11 protein-coding genes and 1 riboswitch are annotated in these 12,427 nt (G+C 74.3%); of the genes, 5 read left to right on the forward strand and 6 right to left on the reverse strand.

The genetic code is table 11. The features are described from left to right. Positions 1-24: 24 nt before the first annotated feature. The 4 genes from ACWGSR_RS11830 to ACWGSR_RS11845 all read right to left on the reverse strand — a co-directional run bounded on the left by ACWGSR_RS11830 (position 25) and on the right by ACWGSR_RS11845 (position 4,304). Positions 25-1,542: a cobyric acid synthase gene (locus ACWGSR_RS11830; RefSeq protein ID WP_453565702.1), complete on the reverse strand. Its 1,518-nt coding sequence runs from the start codon at positions 1,540-1,542 to the stop codon at positions 25-27. Continuing rightward, the gene (locus ACWGSR_RS11835) at positions 1,539-2,510 is read right to left on the reverse strand and encodes a cobalamin biosynthesis protein (RefSeq protein ID WP_453565705.1); all 972 of its coding nucleotides are present in this window, start codon (positions 2,508-2,510) and stop codon (positions 1,539-1,541) included. The genes ACWGSR_RS11830 and ACWGSR_RS11835 overlap by 4 nt, the downstream gene beginning before the upstream one ends. Before the next feature lie 32 nt (positions 2,511-2,542). Further along, a riboswitch (cobalamin riboswitch) is annotated at positions 2,543-2,684 on the reverse strand. Between the two features lie 111 nt (positions 2,685-2,795). Then, positions 2,796-3,017, reverse strand: coding sequence for a hypothetical protein (locus ACWGSR_RS11840; protein WP_366376819.1), 222 nt, complete (start codon positions 3,015-3,017; stop codon positions 2,796-2,798). 12 nt (positions 3,018-3,029) lie between these two features. Further along, positions 3,030-4,304 carry an inorganic phosphate transporter gene (locus ACWGSR_RS11845; RefSeq protein ID WP_376244529.1) on the reverse strand — a complete coding sequence of 425 codons (1,275 nt, stop codon included), beginning with the start codon at positions 4,302-4,304 and terminating at the stop codon, positions 3,030-3,032. A gap of 381 nt (positions 4,305-4,685) precedes the next feature. On the opposite strand from ACWGSR_RS11845, the gene ACWGSR_RS11850 reads away from it, so the two are divergent. Beyond that, on the forward strand, positions 4,686-5,813 hold the full coding sequence (locus tag ACWGSR_RS11850; protein WP_453565708.1) for an alpha/beta hydrolase: 1,128 nt from the start codon (positions 4,686-4,688) through the stop codon (positions 5,811-5,813). Between the two features lie 401 nt (positions 5,814-6,214). Next, on the forward strand, positions 6,215-7,624 hold the full coding sequence (locus tag ACWGSR_RS11855) for a hypothetical protein (protein WP_453565711.1): 1,410 nt from the start codon (positions 6,215-6,217) through the stop codon (positions 7,622-7,624). Between the two features lie 40 nt (positions 7,625-7,664). Here the strand turns inward: ACWGSR_RS11855 and ACWGSR_RS11860 are convergent, their stop codons facing one another. Further along, entirely contained in the window at positions 7,665-8,066 is a 402-nt protein-coding gene (locus ACWGSR_RS11860) for a VOC family protein (protein WP_453565713.1), read from the reverse strand. Between the two features lie 69 nt (positions 8,067-8,135). After that, positions 8,136-9,026 (reverse strand): KPN_02809 family neutral zinc metallopeptidase, encoded by an 891-nt coding sequence (gene ypfJ, locus ACWGSR_RS11865; RefSeq protein ID WP_376244540.1) that lies wholly within the window; start codon positions 9,024-9,026, stop codon positions 8,136-8,138. A 270-nt stretch (positions 9,027-9,296) separates the two neighbouring features. Here ypfJ and ACWGSR_RS11870 point away from each other — a divergent pair, with 270 nt between their 5' ends. The 3 genes from ACWGSR_RS11870 to ACWGSR_RS11880 all read left to right on the forward strand — a co-directional run bounded on the left by ACWGSR_RS11870 (position 9,297) and on the right by ACWGSR_RS11880 (position 12,422). Beyond that, positions 9,297-10,895, forward strand: a complete 1,599-nt coding sequence (locus ACWGSR_RS11870) for an ABC-F family ATP-binding cassette domain-containing protein (protein ID WP_376244543.1) — start codon at positions 9,297-9,299, stop codon at positions 10,893-10,895. 375 nt (positions 10,896-11,270) lie between these two features. Continuing rightward, positions 11,271-11,492: a helix-turn-helix domain-containing protein gene (locus tag ACWGSR_RS11875; RefSeq protein ID WP_006123601.1), complete on the forward strand. Its 222-nt coding sequence runs from the start codon at positions 11,271-11,273 to the stop codon at positions 11,490-11,492. 129 nt (positions 11,493-11,621) lie between these two features. Then, positions 11,622-12,422, forward strand: coding sequence for an enoyl-CoA hydratase/isomerase family protein (locus tag ACWGSR_RS11880; protein ID WP_453565717.1), 801 nt, complete (start codon positions 11,622-11,624; stop codon positions 12,420-12,422). The last annotated feature ends 5 nt before the right edge of the window (positions 12,423-12,427 follow it).

A 12,427-nucleotide genomic window follows, 5' to 3' on the forward strand; every position in this document is an offset into this window, starting at 1 on the left:
CACGGCCGTCGGCGGCGGGCCCGTTCACGGCGCCCCCGGCGGCACGAACGGCAGCCCCGCCGGGGCGCCCTCCTCGATCAGCCGCAGCAGCGCGTCCGTGTCCGCGTGCTCCTCGATCAGGTCGCCGAGCCGGTCGAGCTGCTCCTCGCGCAGGGCGCCGAACGACGTGTCCGGGGCCGGGACGAACCGGCGCCCGGCCGCCGCCGCGACCTCCCGCAGGAACGCCCGCCGGAAGCCGTCGCTCTCCAGGGAGCCGTGCCAGTGGGTGCCCCACACGGAGCCGACCCGGCACCCGTCCAGGAACGGTTCGCCACCCCGCACGTCCGCGACGCCGTGGTGGATCTCGTACCCCTCGACCCGCTCGCCGAGCGCCTCGCCGACCGGCCGGGCCAGGGTCTTCTCGACCCCGAACCGCACCCGTACGGGAAGGAGTCCGAGCCCGTCGACCACACCGGCCTTCGACTCGACCTCGTCCTCGATCCGCTCGCCCAGGGCCTGGAAGCCGCCGCAGATGCCGAGCACCGGGCGGCCCTCGGCCGCGCGCCGGGCCAGGGCGTCCGCGAGGCCGCGCTCCCGCAGCCAGGCGAGCGCCTTCACGGTGCCGCGCGTGCCCGGCACGACCACCAGGTCCGCGTCGACCAGCTCCTCGGGGCGGTCCACGAACCGGACGACCACGCCCGGCTCGGCCGCGAGCGCGTCCACGTCCGTGAAGTTGGACATCAGGGGGACGGCGCAGACGGCGACCCGCAGCACGTCCGCGCCGACCGGCGGCGCCACCACCGACTCCCTGACGGTGCCGCGCAGGGAGACCCGCAGGCCGTCCTCCTCGTCGATGCCTAGGCCGTGCGCGTACGGCAGGACGCCGAAGGTCCGGCGCCCGGTCAGGCCGTACAGCATGTCGAGCCCGGGTTCGAGCAGGCTCACGTCGCCCCGGAACTTGTTCACCAGGTATCCGGCGACGAGCGACTGGTCCTCGGGGGACAGCAGCGCCGTCGTGCCGAAGAACTGGGCGAAGACCCCGCCCCGGTCGATGTCCCCGACCACCACCACGGGCAGCCCGGCGGCCCGCGCCACGCCCATGTTCACGATGTCGGTGCGCCGCAGGTTGATCTCGGCCGGGCTGCCCGCGCCCTCGCAGATCACCGCGTCGTACGTGCTCCGCAGCTCCTCCAGGCACGCCATGACGGGCTCGAACAGCTCCTTCTGCCGCCCACCGTGGTAGCCCTTGGCGCTCATCTCGCCCACCGGCTTCCCCATCAGGACGACCTGGCTGGAGCGGTCGCCGCCCGGCTTGAGCAGCACCGGGTTCATCAGCGCGGTCGGCTCGACCCGGGCGGCCTGCGCCTGCATGGCCTGGGCCCGGCCTATCTCGGCGCCCTCGCGCGTGACGAAGGAGTTGAGGGACATGTTCTGCCCCTTGAACGGCGCCACCTTCAGGCCCTCGCGGACCAGCCACCGGCAGATCCCGGCCGTCACGACGCTCTTGCCCGCGTCGGACGTGGTCCCGGCGACCAGCAGCCCCCCGCCCCTCCCGCCCTTCATGCGCTCCTCCGCTTCCCGCGCTTCACCGCGCCGGCGATCAGACGGCCGCCCACGCAGGCGGCCAGGGTCAGCGCGGTCACCCGGCGCGAGAGCGCCACCGCCCGCTCGATGTCCGCCACCTCGACGGCCCGCCCCTCCCCGTTCAGGACCGGCCGGTGCTCGACGCGCCCGCCGTACGAGAGGGTGCCCCCGAGCCGTACGCCCAACGCGCCCGCGAAGGAGGCCTCGACCGGGCCCGCGTTGGGGCTCGGGTGCTTCGACGCGTCCGCCCGCCAGGCCCGTACGGCCCCGCGCGGGTTCCCGCCGGCGACGGTCGCGAGCGCGGCTGTCAGGCGCGCGCCCGGCCAGCCGGCCAGGTCGTCGAGGCGGGCCGAGGCCCAGCCGAAGCGGCGGTACCGGGGCGACCTGTGGCCGACCATCGCGTCCAGGGTGTTGACGGCCCGGAAGCCGACGAGCCCCGGCACGCCCGCGACCGCGCCCCAGAACAGGGCGCCGACCACGGCGTCCGAGGTGTTCTCGGCGACCGACTCGACGACCGCGCGGGCCATCGCGGGACCGTCCAGGGACTGCGGGTCGCGCCCGCACAGGTGGGGCAGCCGCTCGCGGGCCACCTCCAGGTCCCCGGCGGCCAGCGCCCCGCCGATCGCGCGGGCCTCACGGCCCAGGGTCGTCCCGCCGACGACGGCCCACACGGAGGCGGCGGTCAGCGCGACGGCGGCGGCCGGCCGGTTCCGCACGGTCCGGGCGGCGAGGGCGCCGAGGGCGGCGGTGGAACCGGCGCAGACGGCGGTGTGCAGGGCGCCCCAGCCGCGGTGGTCGTGGTGGAGGCGCCGCTCGACGGCGGCGGCGGCCCGGCCGAACGCGGCGACGGGGTGGCCCCGGCGGGGGTCGCCGAGGAGCAGGTCGACGGCGAGGCCCGCGGCCGCTCCGTACGCGAAGACACCGGTGGCTCTGCTGCGGCCGGGCATGGCGCTATGTCCTCACTCAGGGTCCGCGCCCTGGATCGACGTGACCGGCGGCGAGAGTTCCTGACTCCCGGACCCTCGGATCCGGTCACAGTGGCGGGACCGCGCCGGATTCGCACCGGACTTCCTCTGCTGCCGCCGTAATGGCCTCGGCAGTCCACCACGCCCCGAGAACGGGCGTCAACCCAGCCTTGACCTGCGGCGGCGCACTGTGCGGAGCACCACAGGAAAGGGCCGGGCGGCCCGCACCCGAAGGTGCGGACCGCCCGGCCGGTGGAGCGGGGACCGTCAGACGACGATCAGGTAGATGCCGTACGCCACGGCCGCCAGGCACAGCCCGAAGCAGGCGTAGGCGCCGGTGCGGGCCAGGGCGGCGGAGCCTCCCCGGGCCACGGCCTCCTCCTGCTTGGTGAGGCCGACGATGCCGAGGGTGAAGAGGCCCACCAGGGCGACGGTTGCCACGAGGCTGACGCCGAAGACGGAGCCGAGGGCTGCCCAGTCGATCTTCATGTGGTTCTTTCCTTAGACCTTCGCGGCCGGGGCCGGGGGAGCGGTCGGGTCGGTGGGGGCCGGGGCGGGGATGGTCGCCTTGAGGTCCTCGTCGGTGACGGCGGCCACGGAGCCGGCCGGCGGCGGGGTGACGGCCGCGATGGCGGTGGTCACCACGCCCGCGGGCTCGGCGTCGGAGGCGTCGAGGTCGTCGGCCGTGACGTTGTGGTGGTCGACCGGCTTGCGGCGGGAGAGCGCCCAGATGACCGCCGAGCCGGTCACGAGCAGGACCGCGACGGCGGCGATGCCCCAGGGGCCCTGCTTGGTGAGGAACTCGGCGCCGGCGCCGACCAGGCCCGCGGCGGGCAGGGTCAGGCCCCAGGCGACGAACATCCGGGTCGCGGTCGACCAGCGGACGACTCCGCCCTTGCGGCCGAGGCCGGCGCCCATCACGGCACCCGAGCAGGACTGGGTGGTGGAGAGGGAGAAGCCGAGGTGCGAGGAGGCCAGGATGACCGTCGCGGCGCTGGTCTGGGCGGCGAAGCCCTGCTGCGGCTGGAGGTCGGTGAGGCCCCGGCCCATGGTGCGGATGATGCGCCAGCCGCCGAGGTAGGTGCCGAGCGCGATCGCGACGCCGGCGGAGACGACGACCCAGAGGGGCGGGTTCGAGCCGGGGGCGACGACGCCCTGGGTGACCAGGGCGAGGGTGATGATGCCCATCGTCTTCTGGGCGTCGTTGGTGCCGTGGGCGAGGGAGACGAGACCGGCGGAGGCGATCTGGCCGGCCCGGTAGCCCTTGGCCGTGGCCTTCGCCTCGGGGTTCGCCTTGATCTTGTACGTCAGCTTGGTGGCGGCCATCGCGGCGAGGCCGGCGACGAGCGGCGCGGCGACGGCCGGGATGAGGACCTTGGTGACGATGGTGGAGCCGTTCACGGCCGACCAGCCGGCCGACATGACCGCGGCGCCGATGAGGCCGCCGAAGAGCGCGTGGGAGGAGCTGGACGGGAGTCCGAGCAGCCAGGTCAGCAGGTTCCACAGGATGGCGCCGACCAACGCGGCGAAGATCACCTCTGTGCGGATGCCCTCTTCGTTGATGATCCCGCCGGAGATCGTCTTGGCGACCTCCACGGACAGGAACGCGCCGACGAGGTTGAGCACGGCGGACATGGCCACCGCCGTCTTGGGCTTGAGCGCACCGGTCGAGATGGTCGTGGCCATCGCGTTGGCGGTGTCGTGGAAACCGTTCGTGAAATCGAACACGAGAGCTGTCACGACCACAATGGCGAGCAGCAGCGTGATGTGTTCCATTTACCCAGGCAATCGTTCGACGTCAGTGGCTGGTCGAACGTAAGCAACCTGGGTGAACGGAAGATGAACTGGGGCGGGCGGCGTGGTGTCCCTAACCGGTGTCAAGAGATTCCGCTTGACCCTCCGGAGGGGTCCGCGAGCGACGCCGTCCACGATGCGGTCACCCTGCGACCCCGGGTAATCCGGGCCCCGCAAGGCCTCGGCGACCCGTCCCGGTTCCTCCCCCGCCGCCCCGTTCCGCTCCCCGGACCGGACCACCCGACCGGGGGACCCCGCCGAGGAGAGCCACGTCACTCTCCCGGGGGACGCCCCCGGGCCCCGGAACGCACCCCTCCGGACCTTCCGGTGGCACCCCGGTCCCGTCCTGCGGACACTGGGGGTGTGCGCCCGGCTACAGCGACGGCAGCGGCCGTCACCACCCTGCTCGGTGCCGGCGCGGCCGCGGTCGCGGCCGGCCGGTACGCCAGCGACCTCGCCCTCAAGGCGTCGTCCGTACGCCCCCTGCCCGGCGATCCGAGACTGACCGTGCACGCCACGGGCCCCGACCGGATCACCCTCACCCGCAGCCTCGCCTCGCTGCGCCCCGGCACGTACGGCATGGAGGGCCACGGACTGCACGCCGTCCTCGGCCCCGTCCTCGACCGGGCCCCGCACACCGCCGACACCGCCGTCCGGCGCCTGGAACGGGTCGAGCTCGGCGCCCCCGGGCCCGGCGCCCGCGTCCGGCTCACCCCCGCGCTCCACCGGGGCACGCCCACGAGCGCCCTCGGGCTCGACCACGAGGACGTGGAGATCCCGGGCGAACTCGGCACCCTGCCCGCCTGGCTCGTGCCCGCGCCGCGCACCACCTGGGTGATCGCCCTGCACGGCCTCGGCACCACCCGCGAGCACCCGCTCAACGTCGTCCCCTTCTACCACCGGCACCGGATGCCCGTCCTCGTCCCCGCCTACCGGGGCGACGAGGGCGCGCCGCCCTCCCCGGACGGCCTCGCCCACCTCGGCGACTCCGAGTGGCGCGACGTCGACGCCGCCCTCCGCTACGCCGTCCGCCGCGGCGCCCGGAAGGTCGTCCTGCACGGCTGGGGGCCCGGGGCGTCGATGGCCCTGCGCGCCGCCGCCGCGTCGGGGGTGCGCGACCGGATCGCCGGCCTCGTCCTCGACTCCCCGGTCCTGGACTGGGAGGTCACCCTCCGCAACCTGGCGTCGGCCCGGCACGTCCCCGGGTTCCTGATGCCGCTCGCCGTCCGCGCGGCCCGGGGCAGGACCGGCCCGCACGGCGACCTCCTCCAGCTCGCCTCGGCCCCCGGCGCCCTGCGCGCACCGGTCCTCCTCTTCCACGGCCCCGAGGACGCGATCGCCCCCTGGGAGCCCTCCGTCGAACTCGCCGCCCGCCGCCCCGACCTGATCAGCCTCCGGACCGTCCGGGACGCCCCGCACGCGGCGATGTGGAACCCGGACCCGGTCCGCTACGAGGAGTCCCTGCGCCGCTTCCTCGTCCCCCTGCTCTGAGCCCCCTGCTCCGGGGGCTTCCCCGGCACCGCTCGGGCGCCTCTCCGACACCGGCCCCAGACCTCTCCCGCACCGTCCGGGGGCCTTCCCCGCACCGTCCGGGGCCTTCCCCGCACCAGCCGGGGCCTCTCCGCCCGACACCGGCCCGAGGCCTTCTCCGCACCGGCCCGGGGCCTCTCCGTCCGGCACCCGCCCGGCGCCTCCCCGGCACCCGCCCGGCGCCTTCTCCGCACCGCCCGGGAGCGTCCGCCCGGAGGGTCTCCGCGCCCGGTCTGCCCGAAGCCTCCGCGAGGCCTCCGTACGGTCTTCGCGGGCCCTTCGCGGGCCCTCCGCGGGCCCCGTTCCGACGGCGCGGCCGGTTCCGATTGGGCTTTCGGGCCGTCAGCGGGAAGACTGCTCCCGTGACGTCTCGAAAGCCCGATGAACCATTGGCGCGCAACTCCAGACTCCGACTCGTCCGCCCACGGTCGCTGGCCACCGCCCGCCGGGCCGTGACGACCCGGCGCACCCGGCCGGCGCCGCGGCCGCCCGAGGGCACTCCGCCCCGCGCGGAACTCGCCCGCCAGGCCCGGCACGTCCTCGCCGACGCCGTACGGATCGCCCGCTGGGCCGCCGTCGAGGGCGGCGCCCGGACGGCCCCCCGCACCGGCCCCGGCGCCGTCCCCCCGCAGGAACGGGCCGCCGCCGCGCTCGACCTGACGCCCGGCCAGGTCCGGGCCGGCTGGGACCGCGCCCGGCTCGCCGGACTCGTCGAGCTGCACGGCGACACCGCCCGCCCCGGCTGGCGGCTGCACGCCTGGGACCGCGACGACTCCGCCGTGCTGCGCGGCTGGGTCGCCCTCTTCGACGCCTGGTCCCTGGTGCACCCGGCCCCCGAGGGCGTCGCCCCGAGCGCCGTCGCCGAGGTCGTCGAGGCCCTCCCGCAGGTGCTCTCGCTGCTCCAGCTCTCTCAGGGCCCGGTCCTCGTCCCGGCCCTCCTCGACCTCCTCGGCCAGCGGGTCGAGGAGCTCCGCGGGGAGCGCTGCGAGGTCCCCGCGCCCGAACAGGCCCCCGAGGCGCCCGCCGAGGGCGGCGTCGACGGGCTGCCCGCCCTCCTCGACTGGGCCCTGGAGGGCCTGGCCGCCGTCGGCGCGCTCACCCTGGACTTCGGCGCCGGCGAGCGCCACGCCACCCTGACCCCGCTCGGCAACTGGGCCGTGTGGGTCAAGCTGGAGCAGATCTGCGTCGCCGCGCAGAGCCCCGCGGGCAACATCGAGCAGTCCGCCGGGGACATGCTCCGCGGCTGCGCCCGGCTCACCCCCGGCCCGGCCCGCGACGAGTACCGCGCCTGGCTCGCGGCCCGCACCCTCTCCAGCGCCGTGGCCGAACTCCTCGCCGTCGCCCGCGGCGAGGACGCCCTGCTGCGCGGTCTCGCCTTCGAGGCGCTCCGGGTCGTCGGCGCCCCCGCCGAGGCCGAGGTCCGGGCCACCGTCGCCGAGCCCTCGCTCCGCCCGTACGCGCTGCTCTGGCTCGCGGAGTACGAGGGCGCCGACCCCGACGACGCCCAGGAGGTGCTGACCCGGGAGGAGGCCACCTGGCTCTGGGTGGACACCGCCGCGGCCGTCGCCGACCACGGCGAGAGCGCGCTGCTCGTCCGCCACCTCGACTCGGCCGTGCAGGGCACCGTCCCCGCGCTGCTCGACGAGATCAGGGCCGTCGGCCACCCCCGTACCGTCCAGGTCCTGGTCGCCCTCGCCGCCGCCCACCCGGACCCGGCCCTGGCCAAGGCGGTCCGCAGGGCCGCCTTCCAGGTCCACACCGGGGGAGCGTGACGCACGGCGCCGGAGGACCGGGGGAGACCCCGGCGCCCGGCTACTCCGCGGCGCCGGGGACGTACGTCCCGAAGGTCCAGACGTTGCCCTCGGCGTCCCGGGCGATGTAGTCCCGGGCGCCGTACTCCTGGTCCGTGGGCGGCACCACGATCTCCACCCCGTGGGCGACCGCCCGCGCGTGGTGCTCGTCCACGTCGTCCACGTGCACGAAGACGCCCGCGGGGCCGGCGCCCGCCATCGCCCCGTCGAACGCGCTCCCGGTGCCCTTGCTGCCCAGCATCACGACGCCGTTCCCGAAGGACAGCTCGGCGTGCGCGACGCGCCCGTCCTCGCCCTCGTACACGCCGGTCGCGGTGAAGCCGAAGCCCTCCGTGAGGAGCTCGACCGCCGCCTTCGCGTCCTCGTACAGCAGCGTCGGACAGATGTGGGGTGCCCCGGTCATCCCGACCACGTCCTCTCGAATTCGGCCACGTGTGATCCAGGTCTCATTCTCACAGCCGCCACCGACAACTCAGCGGAAGGTGTCGCACCGGGCCATGTCGCCCGTCTCGTACCCCCGGTAGAACCACTGCTGCCGCTGCGCCGCCGAGCCGTGGGTCCAGCTCTCCGGCGTCACCCGGCCCTGGAACCTCTCCTGGATCCGGTCGTCGCCCACCGCGGCCGCCGCGTCCAGGCCGTCCCGGATGTCCTGGTCGGTGAGCTTCGTCAGCAGCAGCCGGCCGGTCTTCTCGTCGGGTGTGGTCGTCGCGTGCCGCGCCCACACGCCCGCGTAGCAGTCGGCCTGGAGCTCGACCCGCACCGCGTTGGAGTCCGCGCCGGTCCGGCCGTCCTGGGCGCGGCCCAGGGTCCCCATCAGGTTCTGGACGTGGTGGCCGTACTCGTGCGCCACCACGTACGCCTGGGCGAAGGGTCCGCCGCTCGCCCCGAACTTGGTGCGCAGCTCCTCGAAGAACCCCAGGTCCAGGTAGACCTGCCGGTCGCCCGGGCAGTAGAACGGCCCCACCGCCGAGGTCGCCGTGCCGCACGCGGTCCCGACCCGCTGGGTGAAGAGCTCGGTGGTGGCGGTGCCGTAGGTCCCGCCCCGGCGCTCGTACTCGCTCCGCCAGTAGTCCTGCACGCTGTTGACGACGGCGACGATCCGGCAGTCGTCGCGCGTGTTGGCGTCCGAGCCCTTCTTGCAGACCTGGTCCACCCGTGTCGCCGAGGACGAGGTCGCGGCCGGCTGGTCGCCGCCGTCCGAGAGTCCCAGCTGGTCGGGGCCCACCCCGAAGAACAGCCCCAGGACCAGCGCGACGAAACCGATGATCCCGCCGCCGATGGTCGCCCCGCCGCCCGGGATCCGGCCGCCCCGGGAGTCACTGACCTCCGAGGTGTCCAGATCGGCGTCGTCGTCGAACTGCACGGTCCACCACCCTCCGCTGTCCGCCGGGCAGTGACCGCCGCCCTGCGCCGAGTATCGGACGCCCGTGTACCCGGCGCTCCTTTTGCGAAGCGCCGGTGGGAGCGGCGGGCGGGGGAGGCCCGGACGGAGGCGCTCCGCGCCCCGTATGGCCGAAAACCATTTGCAGGGGCCCGTTAGACTGGCCGTATGGCCATTCTCCCCGTGCATTAGCGGCGTCGAAGCCCTCCACCCCGTCCTTCCGCCGTATCCCCACCGCCCTGGAGTCTGTCCGTGATCACCGCTTCCGGCATCGAGCTGCGCGCCGGCGCCCGTGTCCTCATCGAGTCCGCTTCCTTCCGCGTCGCCAAGGGCGACCGCATCGGCCTGGTCGGCCGCAACGGAGCGGGCAAGACCACCCTCACCAAGTGCCTGGCCGGCGAGGGCCAGCCCGCCGGCGGCACCATCGCCCGCTCCGGCGAGGTCGGCTACCTCCCGCAGGACCCGCGCACCGGCGACCTCGACGTCCTGGCCCGCGACCGCATCCTCTCCGCCCGGGGCCTGGACACCCTCCTCAAGAAGATGCGGATGAACGAGGAGCGCATCGCCACCGGCAGCGGCGCCACCCGCGACAAGGCCCTGCGCCAGTACGAGCGCCAGGAGACCGAGTTCCTCACCAAGGGCGGTTACGCGGCCGAGGCCGAGGCCTCCACCATCGCCGCCGCCCTCGGCCTGCCCGACCGGGTCATGGGCCAGCCGCTGCACACCCTCTCCGGCGGTCAGCGCCGCCGCGTCGAGCTCGCCCGGATCCTCTTCTCGGACGCCGACACGCTCCTCCTCGACGAGCCCACCAACCACCTCGACGCCGACTCGATCATCTGGCTGCGCGACTACCTGAAGACCTACCGCGGCGGATTCATCGTCATCTCCCACGACGTCGACCTGGTCGAGACCGTGGTCAACAAGGTCTTCTACCTGGACGCCAACCGCTCCGTGATCGACGTCTACAACATGGGCTGGAAGCTCTACCAGCAGCAGCGCGAGGCCGACGAGAAGCGCCGCAAGCGCGAGCGCCAGAACGCCGAGAAGAAGGCCGCCGCGCTCAACTCGCAGGCCGACAAGATGCGCGCCAAGGCCACCAAGACCGTCGCCGCGCAGAACATGGCCAAGCGCGCCGAGCGGCTGCTCTCCGGCCTGGAGGCGGTGCGCGCCTCCGACAAGGTCGCCAAGCTGCGCTTCCCCGAGCCCGCGCCCTGCGGCAGGACCCCGCTGACGGCCGAGGGGCTCTCCAAGTCGTACGGCTCGCTGGAGATCTTCACCGATGTGAGCCTCGCCATCGACAAGGGCTCGCGCGTCGTCATCCTCGGCCTCAACGGCGCCGGCAAGACGACCCTGCTGCGCCTGCTCGGCGGGGTCGAGCAGCCCGACACCGGCGAGGTCACCCCGGGCCACGGCCTGAAGCTCGGCTACTACGCCCAGGAGCACGAGACGCTCGACCCGGACCGGACCGTCCTGGAGAACATGCGCTCGGCCGCGCCCGACCTCGACCTCGTCGACGTGCGCAAGACGCTGGGCTCGTTCCTCTTCTCCGGCGACGACGTCGACAAGCCGGCCGGGGTGCTCTCCGGCGGCGAGAAGACCCGGCTCGCCCTGGCGACCCTGGTCGTCTCCTCGGCGAACGTGCTGCTCCTCGACGAGCCCACCAACAACCTGGACCCGGCCAGCCGCGAGGAGATCCTCGGCGCGCTGCGCACGTACAAGGGCGCCGTCGTCCTCGTCACCCACGACGAGGGGGCCGTGGAGGCGCTCGACCCGGAGCGGATCATCCTGCTCCCGGACGGCGTCGAGGACCTGTGGGGCGCGGACTACGCGGACCTGGTGGCCCTGGCCTGACCCGCCGGGGGCCCGCGGAGGCCCCAGGGGATCCCTCCCGGCCCCGAAACGATCACTCGGGGCTGGATCATTCGGCTCATGGGTGATCCTTCATCTGAGTGAGGACGTCTCGTACCCGTCGGCGCGGTGCTCTGCTGAATCCTTCCGGCAGACCCGCGCCGCACGTGTGTCCCCGGCCCCCCGCTGACCTGGTACTTCCCGTTCCGCCCGGTACGGGGACGTCTTTCCCGGAGACCGGAATAAGTGGTTCCGGTCGTGGCGAAGCCGTACTCGTCCACCAACGAAGCGGCACGGACCTTGTCGAATGGGTGGCCAGGACGGACGGGAGGGGTGATCATGAGAAGTCCAGAGCGCACTTCCCATGAGGAGGCACGGGTGGCCGAGACTCTGAAGAAGGGCAGCCGGGTGACCGGCGCCGCGCGCGACAAGCTCGCGGCAGACCTGAAGAAGAAGTACGACTCCGGTGCGAGCATCCGGGCGCTGGCCGAGGAAACCGGCCGCTCCTACGGATTCGTCCACCGGATGCTCAGCGAGTCCGGAGTCACGCTGCGCGGACGCGGCGGGGCGACCCGGGGCAAGAAGGCGGCCTCGGCCTGACACAGGGGCGGCCCGACCGGGCCACCGGGTCTCCCGGTGGCCACCCGGTCGGCCCTGCGGCCGGCCGTGTGGTTACTGTGCAGTCACTTAGCATCGGATGCAGTGCTGCACCGGAACCGGAGGCGCCCCATGACTACGCTCGACGACTCTGAGCTCGTATTCGACAAGGACGGTGTACGGCTCACCGTCGAGGACGCCGTTGCCACGGTGACCTTGACCAATCCGGCGAAGCGCAACGCCCAGTCTCCCGCTCTGTGGCGGGCGTTGACGGAAGCCGGGCGGTCGTTGCCGGGCAGCGTGCGGGTCGTGGTCCTGCGCGGCGAGGGCAAGTCCTTCTCCGCCGGGCTCGACCGGCAGGCGTTCACGCCCGAGGGCTTCGACGGCGAGCCTTCCTTCCTCGACATGGCGCGGGGGTCCGACGAGGACCTCGACGCCGTCATCGCCGAGTACCAGGAGGCGTTCACCTGGTGGCGCCGCGGCGACCTCGTGTCGATCGCGGCCGTCCAGGGGCACGCCATCGGCGCGGGCTTCCAGCTCGCCCTCGCCTGCGACCTGCGGGTCGTCGCCGAGGACGTGCAGTTCGCCATGCGCGAGACCAGCCTGGGCCTCGTCCCCGACCTCACCGGCACGCACCCCCTCGTCTCCCTCGTGGGCTACGCCCGCGCCCTGGAGATCTGCGCCACCGGACGCTTCGTGCACGCCGACGAGGCCGAGCGCACCGGCCTCGCCAACCTCGCCGTGCCCGCCGACCAGCTCGACGCGGCCGTACGGGACCTCACCGCCGCCCTGCTCGCGGCGCCCCGCGACGCGGTCAACGAGACCAAGGCGCTCCTCCAGGGCGTCTCCGGCCGCTCCTACGAGGAGCAGCGCGTCGCCGAGCGCGCCGCCCAGGGCCGCCGCCTGCGCGACCTCGCGGGCCTCGGCGACTGATCCCG

The sequence above is a fragment of the Streptomyces sp. NPDC055632 genome (assembly GCF_053618675.1).

Excerpts from the sequence above, each read along its gene's own strand:
- ACWGSR_RS11830 (WP_453565702.1), bottom strand. The coding sequence starts at position 1,542 with ATGAAGGGCGGGAGGGGCGGGGGGCTGCTGGTCGCCGGGACCACGTCC.
- ACWGSR_RS11835 (WP_453565705.1), bottom strand. The coding sequence starts at position 2,510 with ATGCCCGGCCGCAGCAGAGCCACCGGTGTCTTCGCGTACGGAGCGGCC.
- ACWGSR_RS11840 (WP_366376819.1), bottom strand. The coding sequence starts at position 3,017 with ATGAAGATCGACTGGGCAGCCCTCGGCTCCGTCTTCGGCGTCAGCCTC.
- ACWGSR_RS11845 (WP_376244529.1), bottom strand. The coding sequence starts at position 4,304 with ATGGAACACATCACGCTGCTGCTCGCCATTGTGGTCGTGACAGCTCTC.
- ACWGSR_RS11860 (WP_453565713.1), bottom strand. The coding sequence starts at position 8,066 with ATGACCGGGGCACCCCACATCTGTCCGACGCTGCTGTACGAGGACGCG.
- ACWGSR_RS11880 (WP_453565717.1), top strand. The coding sequence starts at position 11,622 with ATGACTACGCTCGACGACTCTGAGCTCGTATTCGACAAGGACGGTGTA.